Raw genomic sequence first — 21,011 nt, forward strand, 5'->3', positions numbered from 1 at the left:
ATGGAACTCACTGCCGCACAACGCATCGCCCAACGTTTCGTTGGCCTCCCCGTGGAGCAACGCCAGCAGATCCTGGCAAAGATGCAGGCCACCGGGCAGAGCTTCCGCCTGCTGCCCATCGTGCCCGCGCGCCAGGGCCTGGCGCGCATTCCGCTGTCGTACGCCCAGCAACGCCTGTTGTTTCTCTGGCAGTTGGAGCCCGACAGCCCGGCCTACAACGTGCCGATGGCGGTACGCCTGAAGGGCGCGCTGGACCAGGCGGTGCTGCAGCAGGCGCTGGATGCGCTGGTGCAACGCCACGAGTCGCTGCGCACGCGCTTCGCCTCGGAGGAGGGCGAGTTCTACCAGGAAATCCTCGAGCACTGCCCGCTGGCGCTGGAACGGGTGATGTTCGACGGTGCCGCCGACGAGGCAGCGCTGAGCGTGGCCGTGGACGCCGCCCTCAAGCAGCCCTTCGACCTGCTGGCCGGCCCGCTGCTGCGGGTGACCCTGCTGCGCGTGGCCGCCGATCACCACGTGCTGGCGCTGAGCATGCACCACATCATCTCCGACGGCTGGTCCAGCGATGTGCTGGTGCAGGAATTCATCCAGCTGTACAGCGCCCTGGCCGAAGGCCGGCAGGCCGAGTTGCCGGCCTTGCCGATCCAGTACGCCGACTACGCCATCTGGCAGCGCGCCTGGCTCGAGGCCGGTGAAGCGCAGCGCCAGCTGGCCTACTGGCAGGCCCAGTTGGGCGACGAGCAGCCGGTGCTGAGCCTGCCGCTGGACTTCGAGCGCCCGGCCACGCCCAGCCAGCGTGGCGCGGTGGTGCGCGTGGACATTGGCGCCGAACAGGCCGAGGCCTTGCGCAGCCAGGCGCGCAAGGGTGGCCACACGTTGTTCGTGCTGGTACTGGCGGCCATGGCGGTGGTGCTGTCGCGCTACAGCGGCCAGGCCGACATCCGCATCGGCGCCCCGAACGCCGGGCGCAACCGCAAGGAGCTGGAAGGCCTGATCGGCTTCTTCATCAACACCCAGGTGCTGCGCGTGCAGGTGGACGAGCGCGCCACCTTCGCCGCGCTGCTGGAGCAGGTAAAAGACGTGATCGGCGGCGCCCAGTCGCACCAGGAACTGCCGTTCGAGCACTTGGTCGATGCCTTGCTGCCGGAGCGCAACCTGGCCCACAACCCGCTGTTCCAGTTCAAGATCAACCAGCACGTGGCCGCCAGCGATGCAGGGCGCAAGCGCCTGGGCGCGCTGGAGGTGGAAGGCTTTGCCCGTGACGGCGGCGATGCCCGCTTCGACCTGGCGTTCGACTTCTCCGACAAGGCCGACGGCATCGAAGGCTACTTCACCTACGCCACCGACCTGTTCGAGCAGGCCACCATCGAACGCATGGCCGCTTCGCTGCGCCAGGTGCTGGATGCGCTGATCCGTGACCCGCAGCAGGCGATCGTCGACAGCCCGCAAGTGGCGACGCTGCTGCCGGCGGCCACGCAGGCCTACCCGCACGGCAACTTCCTCGCTTTGTGGCGCCAGGCAATGGCGCAAGGCCAGGCCCACGGCGGTGTGCGTGCCGGTGACCGGTTCATGACCCAGGCCGGGCTGGAGGCAGCGTCCAACCGCCTGGCCGACTACCTGCGCCAGCACGGCGTCGGTGCCGGCAGCATCGTTGCCCTGTGCCTGCCGCGCTCCATCGAGTGGGTCGGCGCCTTGCTCGCAGTGCTCAAGACCGGCGCCGCCTACCTGCCGCTGGACACCCAGCAGCCGCAGGAGCGCCTGCAACAACTGATTGCCGACAGTGGCGCCGCCGTACTGCTGCTTGAGCCGGGCGACCGGCGCTTCGCCGGCCTGGACGGCGTGCAGCTGATTGCCTGCGATCACACCGCCTGGGCAACCTGTAGCGACAGCCCGGTCGAGGTGGCCATCGCCGCCGAACAACCGGCCTATCTGATCTACACCTCGGGCTCGACCGGCCAGCCGAAAGGCGTGGTGGTCAGCCACGGGGCGCTGGCCAGTTACACCCAGGCGGTGCTGGAGCGCCTGCAACTGCCGGCCGCGGCAAGCATGGCGATGGTGTCCACCACCGCGGCCGACCTGGGCCACACCGTGCTGTTCGGTGCCCTGGCCTCGGGCCGCCTGCTGCACCTGTTGCCACATGAACTTGCGTTCGACCCGGATGGCTTCGCCAGCTACATGGCGCAGCACCAGGTCGGCGTGCTCAAGCTGGTGCCGAGCCACCTGCAAGGCTTGCTGCAAGCGGCCCGCGCCGCCGATGTGCTGCCCACCGAGGCGTTGATCCTGGGTGGTGAGGCATGCAGCTGGGGCCTGTTGGAAAAAATCCGCGAACTGCGCCCGGCCTGCCGGGTCATCAACCACTACGGCCCGACCGAAACCACTGTCGGCGTGCTCACCTTCGAGCCGGGGCAGCCGCTGCCAGGTTGCCGCACGGTGCCGGTCGGGCGCCCGCTGGGCAACGCCTGCGCCCAGGTGCTGGATGGCTACCTCAACCCGTTGGCGGCGCAGGTGCCCGGTGAGCTTTACCTGGGCGGGCAAGGCGTCGCCCAGGGCTACCTGGGCCAGCCAGCGTTGACCGCCGAACGCTTCGTGCCGACCGAGGGTGGTGCCCGCCTGTACCGCACCGGCGACCGCGCGCGGCTGACTGCCGATGGCCTGGTCGAGTTCATCGGCCGTGCCGACGACCAGGTGAAGATCCGTGGCTATCGCGTGGAGCCAGGTGAAGTCGGCCGGGTGCTGGCCGGCCTGCCCGGTGTCAGCGAGGCCGTGGTACTGGCCTTGCCACTGGAGGGCGATGCCGAGCGCTTGCAACTGGTGGCCTACGGTGTGGCAGACGCAGGCGTGACCGTGCAGCAACTGCAGGCGCAATTGCAGGCACGCCTGCCGGACTACATGGTGCCGGCGCAGATACTGCTGTTGGAGCGCCTGCCACTGACAGCCAATGGCAAGCTCGACAAGCGTGCCTTGCCGGCACCAGGTGCGGTCAGCCGTGGCTATGTGGCGCCGCAAGGCGATATCGAGGAAAAGCTGGCCGCAGTGTGGGCCGATGTGCTCAAGCTGGAGCAGGTCGGCAGCACCGACAATTTCTTCGAACTGGGCGGCGACTCGATCCTCAGCCTGCAGATCATCGCCCGGGCCAAACGCCAGGGCATCAGGATCACCCCCAAGCAGTTGTTCGAACAACAGACCATCGCCCAGTTGGCCCAGGTAGCCAAGCGCATCGAGGCCAAGCAAGCGGTTGCGGCCGCAGCCGTGGACACCGCCACCAGCGGCGAGTTGGCATTGCTGCCGGCCCAGGCGCGTTTCTTCGAGATGGAGATCGCCCAGCCGGCGCATTGGAACCAATCGGTACTGCTCAAGCCGGCCGGCCCGGTGCAGGTGCAACACCTGGAGGCAGCCCTGCGCGCCGTGGTCGAGCAGCACGATGCCCTGCGCCTGCGCTTCAGCCGTGGCGAAAGCCAGTGGCAGGCGGGCTTCCAGCCGCTGGACAATGCACCACTGCTGCACCAGCGCAACCTGGCCGCACTGAGTGAGCTGGACGCCGCCGGCAACCAGGTGCAGGCCAGCCTGAACCTGGAGCACGGGCCGCTGCTGCGTGCCGAACTGTTCGATTTCGCCGATGGCCAGCAGCGCCTGCTGCTGGTGGTCCATCACCTGGTGGTCGACGGTGTGTCGTGGCGGGTGTTGCTGGAAGACCTGCAAGCGGCCTACCGGCAATTGCTGAACGGTCAGGCCGTGAGCCTGCCCGCCAAGACCACCTCGGTGAAGACCTGGGCCGAGCGCCTGGCCAGCCATGCCGGCAGCCCCACATTGCAAGCACAGCACGACTACTGGTTGCAGGCGCAGGGCGGCGACCACGCCGAACTGCCGCGTGACAACCCGCAGGGCAGCCTGGCCAACACCCATGCCCGTACCGCCGCCACACGGCTGGATGCCGAGCGCACCGCCAAGCTGCTGAAACAGGCCCCGGCGGCCTACCGCACGCAGATCAACGACCTGCTGCTGACCGCGCTGGCGCGCACCCTATGCCAGTGGAGCGCACAGGACAACGTGCAGGTACTGCTGGAGGGCCATGGCCGCGAAGACCTGTTCGACGACCTCGACCTCAGCCGCACCGTGGGCTGGTTCACCAGCCTGTTCCCGGTGCGCCTCACACCCGGCCAGGACCTTGGCCAGTCGATCAAGGCGATCAAGGAGCAACTGCGCGGCGTGCCGGACAAAGGTCTCGGCTACGGCTTGCTGCGTTACTTCGGCGATGCTGAAGTGCGTGACCGGCTCGAGCGTGCCGCCCAGGCCCGTGTCACCTTCAACTACCTGGGCCAGTTCGATGCCAGCTTCGATGCCGAGGCCGGCGCCCTGTTCACCCCAAGCGGGGAAAGCGCAGGCCGTACCCAATGTGCCGGCGCACAACTGGGCAACTGGCTGAGCATCACCGGCCAGGTGTACGGCGGCGAGCTGTTCCTGGAGTGGACCTACAGCGCCGACGTTCATCACCCGGCCACCATCGAGAAGCTGGCCCAGGCCTACGGGCAGGCCTTGGCAGAGCTGGTCGAGCACTGCTGCGATGCGCGGCACCAGGGCGTGACGCCGTCGGACTTCCCGCTGGCCGCGCTGACCCAGGCACAACTGGACAGCCTGCCGCTGGAGGCCGGGCAGATCGCCGATGTGTACCCGCTGTCACCCATGCAGCAGGGCATGTTGTTCCACACCCTCTACGACCAGCAGGCCGGCAACTACATCAACCAGCTGCGCGTGGATGTGGAGGGGCTGGATGTGCAGCGGTTCCGCCAGGCGTGGCAGGCCACGCTCGATGCCCACGACATCCTGCGCAGCGGTTTCATCCTGCAGGGCGAACTGGAGCAGGCCGCACAGTTGGTACGCAAGGCCGTCGAATTGCCGTGCAGCGAGCATGACTGGCGTGGCCAGCCGGCGCTGGAGCAGGCATTGCAGGCCCTGGCCGAGGGTGAGCGCCAGCGCGGCTTCGACCTTGCTGCCGCGCCGCTGCTGCGCCTGGTACTGGTACGCACGGGCGATACCCGCCACCACCTGATCTACACCAACCACCACATTCTGATGGACGGCTGGAGCACCTCGCGCCTGTTGGGCGAAGTGCTGCAGCGCTATGCCGGCCTGGCGCCGCAGGCACCGGCCACGCACTACCGCGACTACATCGCCTGGCTGCAGGGCCAGGACGCGGCCGTTGCCGAAGCCTTCTGGAAAGCCCAGCTTGCGGCCCTGGACGAGCCGACCCGCCTGGCCCAGGCCATCGCCGGCAGTGCAGGCGCAAGCGGTAGCGGTCATGGCGACCACCGCCTGGCCTTCGACCCTGAGCAGACTGCGCGCATCGAAGCCTTCGCCCGGGCCAACCGGGTCACGGTCAACACCCTGGTGCAATCGGCCTGGCTGCTGCTGTTGCAGCGCTGCACCGGCCAGGCCAACGTGTGCTTCGGCGCCACGGTCGCCGGCCGCCCGGCGGACCTGCCGGGGGTAGAGGAACAGATCGGCCTGTTCATCAACACCTTGCCGGTGATCGGCGCCCCGCGTGCCGAGCAGACCGTGGCCGAGTGGGTCGGCCACGTGCAGGCCGGCAACCTGGCCGTGCGCGAGTTCGAGCACACCCCGCTGTACGATGTGCAGCGCTGGGCGGGGCAGGGCGGTGACGCCTTGTTCGACAGCATCCTGGTGTTCGAGAACTACCCGGTGGCCGAGGCGCTGCAACAGGGCGCGCCCGGTGGCCTGCGCTTCGGCGATGTGGCCGTGCAGGAGCAGACCAACTACCCGCTGACCCTGGTGGTGGAACTGGGCACCACGCTGTCGATGCAGTACAGCCATGACCGTGCGCTGTGGAGCGACGAGACCATTGGCCGCCTGGCTGGCTACTTTGCCAACCTGCTGCAGGCGCTGGTGGAGAATGCTGACGCGGTGATTGGCGAGCTGCCAATGCTGGGCTTGCCAGAACAGCAACAGATGGTCGAAGGCTGGAACGAAACCCAGGCGACGTACCCGGACGAGCGCAGCATTCACCAGCTGATCGAGGCACAGGTGTTCGCCACCCCGGATGCCCCGGCGCTGGCCTTTGGCGAGCAGACCCTGAGCTATGCCGAGCTCAACCGCCGTAGCAACCAGCTGGCGCACAAGCTGCGCGAGCAGGGCGTGGGCCCGGACATGCTGGTGGGCATCGCCATGGAGCGCAGCCTGGAGATGGTCATCGGCTTGCTGGGTATCGTGAAGGCCGGCGGCGCCTATGTGCCGCTGGACCCGGAATATCCCCAGGACCGCCTGAGCTACATGTTCGAGGACAGCGGCATCGCCTTCCTGCTGACCCAGTCGCACTTGCGCGAGACCCTGCCGATCCCGGCCGGCCTGCGCAGCCTGGACCTGGATACCGAGAACTTCGACGGCTACAGCGATGCCAACCCGAATGTCGACGTGGCCCCGCTGAACCTCGCCTACGTGATCTACACCTCCGGCTCCACCGGTCGCCCGAAAGGTGCTGGCAACAGCCATCAGGCGCTGGTCAACCGCCTGTGCTGGATGCAGAAGGCCTACGGCCTGGACGCCAGCGACAGCGTGTTGCAGAAAACCCCGTTCAGCTTCGACGTGTCGGTGTGGGAATTCTTCTGGCCGCTGATGACCGGCGCGCGCCTGGTCGTGGCCCAGCCCGGCGCGCACCGCGACCCGCAGTTGCTGGTCGAAACCATCAACCATTACGGCATCAGTACGCTGCACTTCGTGCCGTCGATGCTGCAGGCGTTCATGACCCACGAAGCGGTCGAGAGCTGCGTCAGCCTCAAGCGCGTGGTGTGCAGCGGTGAAGCGTTGCCGGCCGAGCTGGCCCGCCAGACCCTGCAACGCCTGCCAGCGGCGGGCCTGTACAACCTGTACGGCCCGACCGAAGCGGCGATCGACGTGACCCATTGGACCTGCCAGCCGGACGAAAGCATCAGCGTGCCGATCGGCCAGCCGATCGACAACCTCAAGACCCACATCCTCGAAGGCAGCCTGCAACCGGCGGTGCGCGGCAGTGCTGGCGAGCTGTACCTCGGTGGTGTCGGCCTGGCCCGTGGTTACCACCAGCGCCCGGCGCTGACCGCCGAACGCTTCGTGCCGGACCCGTTCAGCGAAAACGGTGGGCGCCTGTACCGCACCGGCGACCTGGCGCGCTACCGCGCCGATGGTGTGATCGACTATGCCGGGCGCATAGACCACCAGGTGAAGATCCGTGGTCTGCGCATCGAACTGGGCGAGATCGAGGCGCGCCTGCTGGAGCTGCCGAGTGTGCAGGAAGCCGTGGTGCTGGCCCAGGACGGGCCAAGCGGCAAGCAGCTGGTGGGCTATGTGGTGCCTGCCGACAGCACGCAAGACGAAGGCGGATTGCGCGACAGCCTGCGCGAGGCGCTGAAGGCCGGCTTGCCGGACTACATGGTGCCGGCGCACCTGCTGCTGCTCGGCAAGCTGCCGGTGACGCCGAACGGCAAGCTGGACCGCAAGGCCCTGCCGCAGCCGGATGCCAGCCAGTTGCAGGGCGAGTACGTTGCGCCGCGGAGCGACCTGGAACAGCGGATCGCGGCGATCTGGGCGGATGTGCTGAAGCTGGAGAAGGTCGGCCTGACCGACAACTTCTTCGAACTGGGCGGCGATTCGATCATCTCGTTGCAGGTGGTCAGCCGTGCGCGCCAGGTGGATATCCAGTTCACGCCCAAGGACCTGTTCGAGGCCCAGACGGTGCAGGCACTGGCCCGGCTCGCCAACCGCGGCGACAGTGTATCGATCGATCAGGGTGCGGTAACGGGCGTGACGCCGCTCACGCCGATCCAGCACTGGTTCTTCGAGCAGCCCATTGTCGTGCGCCATCACTGGAACCAGTCGGTGCTGCTCACGCCCGGTGAAGCGCTAGACCCGGCGACGCTCGATGCGGCATTGCAGGCATTGCTCGAACATCACGATGCCCTGCGTTTGCGCGTGTTCGGCCATGGGGTGGGCTGGCAGGCTGAATTTGCCGATGCAGGCTACTCCCAGTTGCTGTGGCATCGCGATTTCGCCAGCGTCGAGCAGTTGCAGCAAGCCGCCAGTGAAGCCCAGCGCAGCCTTGACCTCGAGCATGGGCCGTTGATGCGTGCCATGCTCGCTGCGCTGCCTGACGGTAGCCAGCGACTGCTTTTGGTCATCCATCACCTGGCGGTAGACGGTGTGTCGTGGCGTGTGCTGCTGGAAGACCTGCAGCAGGCCTACCAGACCCTGGCTGCCGGGCAGCCACTGCAGCTTCCGGCCAAGACCACTTCGTACAAAGCCTGGGCCGAGCGTTTGCAAACCTATGCCGCCGCGCCCGCATTGCAACAGCAACTGGGCTACTGGCAGGCGCAGTTGCAAGGGGCCAGCGAAATGCTGCCCTGCGACAACCCGCAAGGCAGCCGGCAACTGAAGCATGCGGCTTCGGTCAGCACGCGCCTCGACGTGGCAAGCACCCGACGGCTGTTGCAGGATTGCTCGGTGGCTTATCGCACGCAGATCAACGACCTGCTGCTGACGGCCCTGGCGCAAGCAGTTGGCCGCTGGAGCGACCAGCCCGAAGTGCTGGTGCGCCTGGAAGGGCATGGCCGTGAAGACCTGTTCGCGGGTATCGACCTGACGCGTACGGTGGGCTGGTTCACCAGCCTGTACCCGGTAAAGTTGAGCCCGCAGGCAGACCTGGCAAGTTCGATCAAGACCATCAAGGAACAGCTGCGCGCCGTGCCTGACAAAGGCCTGGGCTATGGCGTGCTGCGCTACCTCGGTGATGCCGCGAGCCGCGAGGCCCTTGCAGCATTGCCTGAAGGGCAGATCGTCTTCAACTACCTCGGGCAGTTCGACGGCAGCTTCGATGGCGAAGCAGGTCTGTTCACCCCCGCCAAGGAGAACGATGGCGCCAGGCAGGATGCCGAAGCACCGTTGGCCAGCCTGTTGACCGTCAACGGTCAGGTATATGGCGGCGAGCTACGCCTGGAGTGGACCTTCAGCCAGGACATTCATCGCCGCGAAACCATCGAGCAGTTGGCCCAGGCTTACCAGCAGGCCTTGGCTGAAATCATCGAGCATTGCTGTGAGGGTGGACATTGTGGCCTGACCCCGTCCGACTTCCCGTTGGCCGACCTGACCCAGGCGCAGCTCGACCAGCTGCCGGTTGCCGTGTCGCAGATCGCCGACGTCTACCCGCTGTCGCCGATGCAGCAGGGCATGCTGTTCCACAGCATCTACGAGCAAGGCAGCGGCAACTACATCAACCAGATGCGCGTGGATGTGGATGGCCTGGATGTACAAGCCTTCCGGCAGGCCTGGGGTGCTGCCTTGCAGGCCCACGAAATCCTGCGCAGCAGCTTCATCTGGCAGGGGGACCTGGGCCAGGCGGTGCAGGTCGTGCACAAGCAGGTGACACTGCCGTTCAGCGAATATGACTGGCGTGCCGAGGATGAGCTGGCGCGGGCGCTGGACAGCCTGGCGGATGCCGACCGGCAGCGTGGCTTCGACCTGGTCGAGGCACCCTTGTTGCGCCTGGTGCTGGTGCGTACGGCGCAGGCACGTCACCACCTGATCTTCACCTGCCATCACATCCTGATGGATGGCTGGAGCACCTCGCAGTTGCTGGGTGAGGTGTTGCAGCGTCATGCCGGTAAACCTGTGGTGGCAGCGGCGGGCAGCTACCGTGACTACATCGCCTGGTTGCAGCGCCAGGATGGGGCGGCGGCAGAGCGGTTCTGGCAGGGCCAGATGGCCAGCTTCAACGAGCCGACGCGCCTGGCCCAGGCCGTGCGCAAAGGTGTGTCTGATGGCCAGGGCCATCACGTTCATCACCAGGCATTCGATGCAGGGCGTACCGAGCGGGTTGAAGCCTTTGCCCGTGCCCAGCGTGTCACCGTCAACACCTTGGTACAGGCTACCTGGCTGTTGCTGTTGCAGCGCTATACCGGGCAGTCGTCGGTCTGCTTCGGGGCCACGGTCGCCGGCCGGCCAGCGGAGCTGGCGGGCGTGGAGGCGCAGATCGGCTTGTTCATCAACACCCTGCCGGTGGTTGGAACACCGCAAGGCGAGCAAAGCGTCGCGCAATGGATCGGGCAGGTGCAGGCCAGCAACCTGGCCATGCGTGAGTACGAACATACGCCGCTGTACGATGTGCAGCGCTGGGCCGGGCTTGGCGGTGAAGCCCTGTTCGACAGCCTGGTGGTGTTCGAAAGTTACCCGGTGTCCGAGGCCCTTCGGCAGGGTGCACCGAGTGGCTTGCAGTTTGGCCCAGTGCAGGTGCGCGAGCAGACCAACTATCCGCTGACCGTGCTGGTGAGCCTTGGCGACAGCCTGGCTATCCAGTACCGGCATGACCGTGCGCACTGGAGCAGCGAGGCGATCGAGCAACTGGCCCATCACTTCGGTACGCTGCTTGACGCGCTGGTGAGTGACCCGTGTGCTGCACTCGGCGACCTGCCGCTGCTCGATGCCGCACAGCATCAGCGTATCGTGCAGGACTGGAACCGCACGGCGGCCAGTTACCCGGCCGACCGCTGTATCCATCAGCTGTTCGAGGCGCAGGTGGTTGCTGCGCCAGGTGCAGTGGCACTTATCCACGGCGAGCAGACGCTCACGTATGCCGCGCTCAATGTGCGGGCCAACCAGCTGGCCCACAAACTGCGCGAGGCTGGCGTGGGCCCGGAGGTGCTGGTAGGTGTCGCCATGGAGCGTGGCCTGGACATGGTGGTCGCGCTGATGGCCATTCTCAAGGCGGGCGGCGCCTACGTGCCGCTCGACCCTGGCTACCCGCAGGACCGCCTGGTGTACATGCTCGAAGACAGCCAGTCGATCCTGCTGCTGTCGCAGTCGCACCTGCTGGAGCGTGTGCCGGCCAGCTTCCAGGCGCGCACGCTGCTGGTGGACCAATTGCTGCTCGACGGCTACGAAGCGGCCGACCCGGTGTGCGTGAGCACGCCGGACAACCTGGCGTACTGCATCTACACCTCAGGCTCCACCGGCAAACCCAAGGGCGTCCAGATCGAGCATCGCAATGCCGTGGCAATGATCGGCTGGGCGCAGTCGGTGTACAGCCAGCAGGACCTGTGTGGCGTGTTGGCGTCCACATCGATCTGTTTCGACCTGTCGGTCTGGGAGCTGTTCGTGACCCTGGGCTCGGGTGGTTATGCGGTACTGGCGGCCAATGCCCTGGAGCTGCCGCACCTGCCGGCCAAAGACCAGGTACGCCTGGTCAACACTGTGCCATCGGCCATCAAGGTGCTGCATGAAACCGGCCAGCTGCCGTCCGGTGTACGCATCATCAACCTGGCGGGGGAGGCCCTCAAGCAGGGGCTGGTCGACGCGCTGTACGGCACTGGCCATGTGCTCAAGGTATACGACCTGTACGGGCCTTCGGAGGACACCACCTACTCGACCTTCACCCTGCGCACCCAAGGTGGCCAGGCCAATATCGGCCGGCCGCTTTCCAACAGTGCCGTGTACCTGTTGAGCGAGGCCGGAACGCCGCTGCCGGTAGGGGTGGTGGGGGAGCTGTACATGGCGGGTGCGGGCCTGGCGCGTGGTTACCTGGCGCGCCCTGGGCTTACCGCCGAACGCTTCATCCCCGACCCGTTCGGTGGGCAGGGTGGCCGCCTGTATCGCACCGGCGACCTGGCGCGCTATGACGCCGACGGGGTCATCGAATATGTCGGGCGTATCGACCATCAGGTGAAGATTCGCGGCTTCCGTATCGAACTCGGCGAGATCGAGGCGCGCCTGCAACAACAGGACGCAGTCCGCGAAGCCGTGGTACTGGCGCTGGATGCGCCGGGCGGCAAGCAACTGCTGGGCTACGTGGTGCCAGCCGATGCAGCGTCGGTTGCCAGCGAGGAAGCCCGGGCGGCGCTGCTTGACACCCTGCGCGCCAGGCTGAAGGCCAGCCTGCCGGACTACATGGTGCCCGCGCACCTGTTGCTGTTGGAACGCCTGCCACTGACACCGAACGGCAAACTGGACCGCAAGGCCCTGCCACAGCCTGACGGCAACCTGCGCCGGGCGGCCCATGTGGCGCCGGAAACGGAGCTTGAGCGGCGGATCGCAGCGGTATGGGCTGAAGTTCTTGGCCTGGAAAACGTATCTCTTACCGACAACTTCTTCGAGCTGGGGGGCCACTCCTTGCTGGCAACCCAGGCGGTAGCACGACTGCAGATCGAACTGGGTACGAACCTGCCACTCGCGTTGTTGTTCCAGACAGAGAACCTGCAGGCCTTTGCACAAGAGGTCGGCAGTCTCGGTACCCGAAACGACGGAGACCTGGATGAGCTCCAGGACTTCATGGCAGAGCTCGAGGCGGTTTGAGATGCACACGGACAACAGAAACGCAGACCTGGTTTATCGCTTTATCCGTCTGCCCCTGGCGCAGCAGAAGCTGTTTCTCGAAAAACTGGCGTCCAAGGGCGTCACGCTCGCGCAACTGCCCATCCCGGTGGCCAGGCACGATGTCGAACGCCCTGTGCTGTCCTATGCCCAGCAACGCCAGTGGTTTCTCTGGCAACTGGAGCCCACCGGCTCGGCCTACAACATTCCGACCGCGCTCAGGTTCAGGGGGCAGCTCGACCTGGCAGCCCTGCAGCGCAGCTTCGCGACGCTGATCCAGCGTCATGAAGCCTTGCGCACGACCATCGCCGAGGAAGATGGCCAGCTGATGCAGGTCATCCACCCGGACCAGCCTTTCCAGCTGGCCCGCCAGGCCTTGGGGGCCGTGGAGGAGCAGGTTTTGCAGGCGCAGGTCGCGCTTGAGGTCCAGAAGCCGTTCGATCTGGTCCATGGGCCGCTGCTGCGGGTGAAACTGCTGGAACTGGCGCAGGGCGAGCACGTGCTGGTGCTCACCTTGCACCATATCGTCGCCGATGGCTGGTCGATGCCCTTGCTCATCGATGAGTTGGTACAGCTTTATGAGGGCTATAGCCAAGGTCGGGAGGTGGCGCTGGCCGAGCTGCCGATCCAGTACGCCGATTATGCGATCTGGCAGCGTGCCTGGATGGACGCTGGCGAGCGTGAGCGTCAGCTGGCGTACTGGATGGCGCAGCTGGGCGACGACCACCCGGTGCTGGAACTGACCACCGACAGGCCACGCCCGGCGCTGCAAAGCTACCGCGGTGAGCGGATCGACGTTGACCTGGGCGAAGCGTTGAGCCTGTCACTCAAACAGCTGGCGCAGCTCCAGGGGGCGACACCCTTCATGCTGCTGCTGGCGAGTTTCCAGGTACTGTTGCACCGCTACTCCGGGCAGGCCGATGTGCGCGTGGGCGTGCCCATCGCCAACCGTAACCGCGTAGAGACCGAGCGGCTGATCGGCTTTTTCGTCAATACCCAGGTGATGCGTGCCGAGTTCGACACGCAACTGACCTTCACCGAGCTGTTGGCGCAAGTGCGGCAACGAGCCTTGGGCGCACAGGTGCATCAGGACCTGCCATTCGAACAGCTGGTCGATGCCTTGCAGCCTGAACGCAGCCTGAGCCACAGCCCGTTGTTCCAGGTGATGTACAACCACCAGACCCGGGGCAAGGGCGAGCACCGCAGCTTGCCCGGCCTGGAGGTGGAGGGCCTGCAATGGAACGTGCACGCGGCGCAGTTCGACCTCACGCTGGACAGCTTCGAACATGAGCAAGGCATCAGCGCCACGCTGACCTTTGCAACCGACCTGTTCGATGCCTCGACCATACAGCAGATGGCGCGACACTGGCTGAACCTGCTACACGGCATCGTCGCCAACCCAGGCCAGCGAGTGGCTGAGCTGCCATTGCTGGATGACGGGGAGCGGCAGCAGATCGTGCATGGCTGGAATGCCACGCAAGCCGATTACCCAGGCGAAACCGGCATCCACCAGCTGATCGAGGCCCAGGTAATCGCCACCCCGGATGCCCCGGCGCTGGCCTTTAGCGAGCAGACCCTGAGCTATGCCGAGCTCAACCGCCGTAGCAACCAGCTGGCGCACAAGCTGCGCGAGCAGGGCGTGGGCCCGGACGTGCTGGTGGGCATCGCCATGGAGCGCAGCCTGGAGATGGTCATCGGCCTGCTGGGCATCGTGAAGGCCGGCGGCGCCTATGTGCCGCTGGACCCGGAATATCCCCAGGACCGGCTGAGCTACATGTTCGAGGACAGCGGCATCGCCTTGCTGCTGACCCAGTCGCACTTGCGCGAGACCCTGCCGATCCCGGCCGGCCTGCGCAGCCTGGACCTGGACACCGAGAACTTCGATGGCTACAGCGATGCCAACCCGCATGTCGATGTGGCCCCGCTGAACCTCGCCTACGTGATCTACACGTCCGGCTCAACCGGTCGCCCGAAAGGTGCTGGCAACAGCCATCAGGCGCTGGTCAACCGCCTGTGCTGGATGCAGAAGGCCTACGGGCTGGACGCCAGCGACAGCGTGCTGCAGAAAACCCCGTTCAGCTTCGACGTATCGGTGTGGGAGTTTTTCTGGCCGCTGATGACCGGGGCACGCCTGGTCATGGCCCAGCCCGGCGCGCACCGCGATCCGCAACTGCTGGTCGAAGCCATCAACCATTACGGCATCAGCACGCTGCACTTCGTGCCGTCGATGCTGCAGGCGTTCATGACCCACGAAGCGGTCGAGAGCTGCGTCAGCCTCAAGCGCGTGGTGTGCAGCGGTGAGGCGTTGCCGGCCGAGCTGGCCCGCCAGACCCTGCAACGCCTGCCGGCGGCGGGCCTGTACAACCTGTACGGCCCGACCGAAGCGGCGATCGACGTGACCCACTGGACCTGCCAGCCGGACGAAAACATCAGCGTGCCGATCGGCCAGCCGATCGACAACCTCAAGACCCACATCCTCGAAGGCAGCCTGCAACCGGCGGTGCGCGGCAGTGCCGGCGAGCTGTACCTCGGTGGTGTCGGCCTGGCCCGTGGTTACCACCAGCGCCCGGCGCTGACCGCCGAACGCTTCGTGCCGGACCCGTTCAGCGAAAACGGTGGGCGCCTGTACCGCACCGGCGACCTGGCGCGCTACCGCGCCGATGGTGTGATCGACTACGCCGGGCGCATCGACCACCAGGTGAAGATCCGTGGCCTGCGCATCGAACTGGGCGAGATCGAGGCGCGCTTGCTGGAGCTGCCGAGTGTGCAGGAAGCCGTGGTGCTGGCCCAGGACGGGCCAAGCGGCAAGCAGCTGGTGGGCTATGTGGTGCCTGCCGACAGCACGCAAGACGAAGGCGCGTTGCGCGACAGCCTGCGCGAGGCGCTGAAGGCCGGTTTGCCGGACTACATGGTGCCGGCGCACCTGCTGCTGCTCGGCAAGCTGCCGGTGACGCCGAACGGCAAGCTGGACCGCAAGGCCCTGCCGCAGCCGGATGCCAGCCAGTCGCAGGGCGAGTACATCGCGCCGCAGAGTGATCTGGAACAGCAGATCGCGGCGATCTGGGCGGATGTGCTGAAGCTGGAGAAGGTCGGCCTGACCGACAACTTCTTCGAGCTGGGCGGCGATTCGATCATTTCGCTGCAGGTGGTCAGCCGTGCGCGCCAGGTGGATATCCAGTTCACCCCCAAGGAGTTGCTGCAGCATCAGACCGTGCAGGGGCTGGCCTCGGTTGCCCGGCGCAGCGAAGCACAAGCACTGGAGCAGGGCGTGGTCACCGGGCCTCTGCCACTTGTTCCGGTGCAGCACTGGTTCTTCGAGCAAGCGCTTGTAGTACGTGACCACTGGAACCAGTCGGTGTTGCTCGAGCCTGGTGAGGCACTGGATGCGCACCTGTTGAGCATGGCGCTGGGCAACCTGCATGCCCATCACGACCTGCTGCGGCTCAATGTCTGGCAGAGTGCCGAGCGCTGGCAGGCCGCGATCGGCGCGCCGGTATCGACCGAGCTGCTGTGGGTACGCGAATGCGTTGATGCAGAGGCGCTGCAACGCTTGGCTGATCAGGCCCAGCGCAGCCTCAACCTGGCTCAGGGGCCACTGTTGCGCGCCGTGCTGGCAACGCTGGCAGACGGCAGCCAGCGGCTGCTGCTGGTCATTCATCATCTGGTGGTCGATGGCGTGTCATGGCGGATCCTGCTGGAAGACCTGCAACAGGCCTACCAGGCGCTTGCCCTCGGCCAGCCGCTGAAGTTGCCGGCCAAGACCAGCGCGTTCAAGGTCTGGGCCGAACAGCTGCAGGCCTATGCCAGCAGCCAGGCACTGCAACATGAACTGCACTACTGGCGTGATCAACTGCAAGGCGCCAGCGATGCTTTGCCTTGCGATCATCCCCAGGGCGAAAACCGGCAGAAGCATGCAACGTCGGTCAGCACTCGCCTGGACCCGCTCTGGACCCGCAAGCTGTTGCAGCAGGCACCGGCAGCCTATCGCACGCAGATCAACGACCTGTTGTTGACGGCATTGGCCCGTGTGGTCAGCCGTTGGACCGCGCAGCCGCAGGTACTGGTGCGCCTGGAAGGTCATGGCCGCGAAGACCTGTTCGACGGTATCGACCTGAGCCGCACGGTGGGTTGGTTCACCAGCATGTACCCGGTCAACCTCAGCCCTCAGCCCGAGCTGGCCAGCTCGATCAAGACCATCAAGGAGCAACTGCGCGCGGTGCCCCACAAGGGTCTTGGCTATGGTGTGCTGCGTTACCTGGGGGCTGGTGAAGCTCGGCAGACGTTGGCGGCGCTGGCCCAGGGGGCGATCATCTTCAACTACCTGGGGCAGTTCGATGGCAGCTTCGACCAGCAGGCGAGCCTGTTCAAACCGGCCAGCGAGAATGCCGGGCTGAACCAGGATGAGGACGCGCCATTGAGCAGCCTGCTGGCGCTCAATGGCCAGGTGTACGGCGGCGAGCTGACACTGGGCTGGACGTTCAGCCGTGAAGTCTTCGATACCTCGACCATCCAGCAACTGGCCGATGCCTATGCAGAAGAACTCAAGGCCTTGATCAACCATTGCTGCCAGGATGACACCCAAGGCCTCACGCCATCGGACTTCCCCTTGGCCCGTCTGAACCAGGCGCAACTGGACGACCTGCCGGTACCTGCTGCTCAGATTGCCGATATCTACCCGCTGTCGCCGATGCAACAGGGCATGCTGTTCCATACCCTGCAGGAGAGCGACGCCGCGCTGTACATCAACCAGACTGCGGTCGATGTGCACGGCCTGGACATCGACCGCTTCGTCGCGGCCTGGAACCAGGTGATCGCCAGCCACGACATCCTGCGCACGGTCTTCTTGTCATCGGCCCGGTGGGCGGAGCCCTTGCAGGTGGTGCAGCGTCAGGCCAGCTTGCCGCTGCGCGTGCTCGACTGGCGTGGGCGTGAGGTGACCAGCGACGCCTTGCAGGCGCTGGCAGCCGAGGAGGCTGCCGAAGGCTTCGACCTGGCGTGTGCCCCCCTGATGCGGCTGACGCTGGTTCGAGTGGATGAGCAACGCCTGCACCTGATCTGGTCGCGCCACCACATCCTCATGGATGGCTGGAGCAATTCACGGTTGCTGGGCGAGGTGTTGCAGGTTTATCACGGCCGGCCTGCCAGCCATGCGGGGGGGCGCTTCGGTGACTACATCCGTTGGCTCGCCGAGCAGCCGATGGGCAAGCTGGAGCAGTTCTGGAGCGAGAAGCTGCGTGCCCTGGAGGGGCCGACGCTGTTGGCCGACAGTGTTGCGCCGCAGGCGGACGGCAAGCTTGTCGGGCACCATGCGCTGTATCTGCATTGGGATGCGCAGCGCACGCAACACCTGCGTGACCAGGCCCGGCGCCTGAGGGTCACGCCCAATACCCTGGTCCAGGCCACCTGGCTGTTGCTGCTGCAACGCTACACCGGCCAGGCCAGCGTGTGCTTCGGCGCCACAGTGGCCGGGCGCCCCAGCAGCCTGGCCGGTGCAGGCGAGATGCTGGGGCTGTTCATCAACACGCTACCGGTGGTGCAGGCGCCGCAACCCCAGCACATTGTCAGCGACTGGCTGCACCAGCTGCAGCACTACAACCTGGAGTTGCGCGACCACGAGCATGCAGCGCTGGCCGATGTGCAACGCTGGGCCGGGCGGCCAGGGCAAGCGCTGTTCGACAGCATTGTGGTGTTCGAGAACTACCCGGTTGACGACCGCCTGCGCGAGGGCGGCGGCGGAACGTTACGCTTTGGCGAAGTCCGTAACCGCGACGTCACCAACTATGCCATGGACCTGGCCGTGCAATTGGGCGAAACCTTTTCGGTAGAGTTCCTGTACTTGCGCAACCGCTTTACCGAAGCCGCTGTCGAGTGCCTGCGCGGTAGTTTCGAAAGCCTGCTGAGCGCCATGCTGGACAATCCCCAGGCCACGCTGGGCAGCCTGGGCATGCTGACGCCGGCGCAGGCAAGGCACGCCGACCTGCGCAACCAGCTTGCGGCACCTGGGCGCGAGCAGCCGCTGCTCGCCGAGCGTATCGCCGGGCATGCCCGTGAGCGTGGCGAGGCCATGGCGGTAGTCTGCGGCGGCCAACAGTTGACCTATGCCCAGCTGGACGCGCGCGCCAACCGCCTTGCCCACCACCTGATCGCGCAGGGCGTGCGCCCGGAAAGCTGCGTGGGCATTGCCCTGGAGCGGTCGGTGGAGGTGATCGTGGCCTTCCTGGCGGTGATGAAGACCGGCGCAGCTTATGTGCCACTGGATATCGACTACCCACAAGAGCGCCTGCAGTGGATCGTCGAGGACTCGGCAATGCACCTGCTGGTCACCAGCAGTGGCCTGCGCCAGCGCTTTACCCAGGTAGCGCGGTGCGTCGAGCTCGACCAGCAAGCGCTGGACCATCTGCCTGCTACTGCACCTGAACAGCGCGCGTGCGCGGATAACCTGGCTTATCTGATCTACACGTCTGGTTCCACCGGCAAGCCCAAAGGTGTGGCGGTGAGCCACGGCCAGATTCGCATGCACTGCCAGGCCATCGCCGGGCTGTACGAGATGGACCTGCAGACCCGCGAGCTGCTGTTCATGTCGTTCGCCTTCGACGGGGCGCAGGAACGCTGGCTGTCGACGTTGTCCTCGGGTGGTTGCCTGGTGGTGCGTGACAACCGGCTGTGGACGGCAGAAGAAACCTGGCAGACCTTGCATGCCCAGCGTATCGACATCGCCTGCTTCCCGCCGGCCTACCTGCAACAGTTGGCCGAATTCGCCGACAGCCAGCAGCAGCCTGCGCCAGCGGTGCGGGTGTACTGCTTTGGCGGCGATGCGGTACCGGACGCCCTGTTCGAGCACGTCAAGCGCACGCTGCGTCCGCGCTGGTTGACCAACGGCTATGGGCCGACGGAAACCGTGGTTACGCCTCTGCTATGGAAAGTGCCGGTGCAACGAACCTGTGAGGCTGTGTACGCGCCGATCGGCGACCGCGTGGGCGAGCGCACGCTGCACGTGCTGGACCAGCACCTCAACCCGCTGCCCGATGGTGTGGCCGGTGAGCTTTACATCGGCGGAGAGGGCGTGGCGCGTGGCTATCACCAGCGGGCTGCTCTCACGGCCGAGCGCTTCGTGGCCGACCCGTTTGCCACGGGGGGCCGCCTGTACCGCACCGGTGACCGGGTGCGTCGCCGCGCCGATGGTGTCATCGACTTCCTCGGGCGCCTGGACAACCAGCTGAAGATTCGCGGATTCCGCATCGAGCCGGGAGAAATCGAGGCACGCCTGCGCAACCTGGCTGGCGTGCGCGATGCCGTGGTGGTGGCGCGTGACATCAGCACGGGCAAGCAACTGATCGGCTACGTGGTGACGGACAATGCCGATACCCGCGCCGAGCAATTACGTGATGCCCTGCGCGCCGACCTGCCGGATCACATGGTGCCGGCACAGCTTGTACTGATGCCGGCGCTGCCGCTCACCCCCAATGGCAAGATCGACCGCAATGGCCTGCCTGCACCCGAGTTTGCCGCAGGCCGGGCATGGGTTGCCCCGCGTAATGCAATCGAGCAGGCGCTGGCAGCGATCTGGCAGGAAGTGCTGCAAGTCGAGCAGGTCGGTGTCGATGACAACTTCTTCGAACTGGGTGGTGACTCGCTGCGTGTGCTGAAGATGCTGTCCAAGGTCCGTGCCCGCGAGGATTTGCCTATCGAACTGAAACTGCGTGATGTGATTGCCCGGCCGACCATCGCCGAGTTGTCGGGTTATGCACCCGACGATGCCAGCCTGGACCCGCTGTTGTTGCTGAACAGCCGAGTGAACGCGAGTACGCCGCTGTTCTGCCTGCATGCCGGGTTTGGCACGGTGTTCGATTACGAGCCATTGGCGCGCCGGCTGGAAGGCCGTTGCACGGTTTATGGCCTGCAATGCCGGATGCTGCTGGATCACGCCTGGGTGGATGATTCGCTGGAAACGATGGCTATCGATTACGCACAGTACATTCGCCAGAAGCAACCTGAAGGCCCTTATCAGCTGGCAGGTTGGTCGCTGGGCGGCACCCTGGCGGTGTTGGTGGCCAAGGAGTTGGAAAGCCAGGGGCAGCGGGTTGCGGTGCTGGCCTTGGTCGACAGCTTCGTGCCCTCGGCCAGGCAAGCCGTGCAGGAAAGTGACTGGAGCGCCGACCTGCGTGGCTTCCTGGCGGTGATTCTCGGGGTTTCGGCCGATGCACTGGTGCTGCCGGTCGTGCCGGCCGGCAGTACTCAGGATGCCCTGGAGCGCGTGATCGAAACGGCACGGACCGCACAGGCTGCACAGTCGGCCTATGCCGAAATCGGCAACGCTGATCTGGCGCAGACCTTTGTCGTGGCCATGAAACTCAAGGCGCTTTCGCGTCAGTTGCGCCAGCTACCGTCTACCGAGGCAGCGGCAAGTTGCTGGTGGGCGGGGGAGGGCGCGCACGCGGGTGGCATCTCGGGTAGCTGCCAGGACATTGCTGTTGATGCCGGGCACTATGACATCCTTGAGCAGGTGGATGTCCTTGAGGGGATGATTGCCAGGCTGTTGCTGGCAGATACGATCAGCCAGTAAACCTGCTCACTCTGTGTAGGAGCGGCCTTGTGTCGCGAAAGGGCCGCAACGCGGCCCCGGGGGCTCAGCAGTGATGCAGGAATTGCCGGGGCTGCCTTGCAGC

General features: G+C 65.9%; 2 protein-coding genes. Both read left to right on the forward strand.

Annotation, left to right across the window (positions count from 1 at the left end; genetic code table 11):
* Positions 1-12,327, forward strand: a complete 12,327-nt coding sequence (locus tag CAG22_RS06180) for a non-ribosomal peptide synthetase (RefSeq protein ID WP_085704955.1) — start codon at positions 1-3, stop codon at positions 12,325-12,327.
* An 85-nt stretch (positions 12,328-12,412) separates the two neighbouring features.
* Positions 12,413-20,908: an amino acid adenylation domain-containing protein gene (locus CAG22_RS06185; RefSeq protein ID WP_371916849.1), complete on the forward strand. Its 8,496-nt coding sequence runs from the start codon at positions 12,413-12,415 to the stop codon at positions 20,906-20,908.
* Positions 20,909-21,011 lie beyond the last annotated feature (103 nt).

It is taken from the genome of Pseudomonas sp. B8(2017) (assembly GCF_002113575.1).
GTDB lineage: Bacteria > Pseudomonadota > Gammaproteobacteria > Pseudomonadales > Pseudomonadaceae > Aquipseudomonas > Aquipseudomonas putida_Z.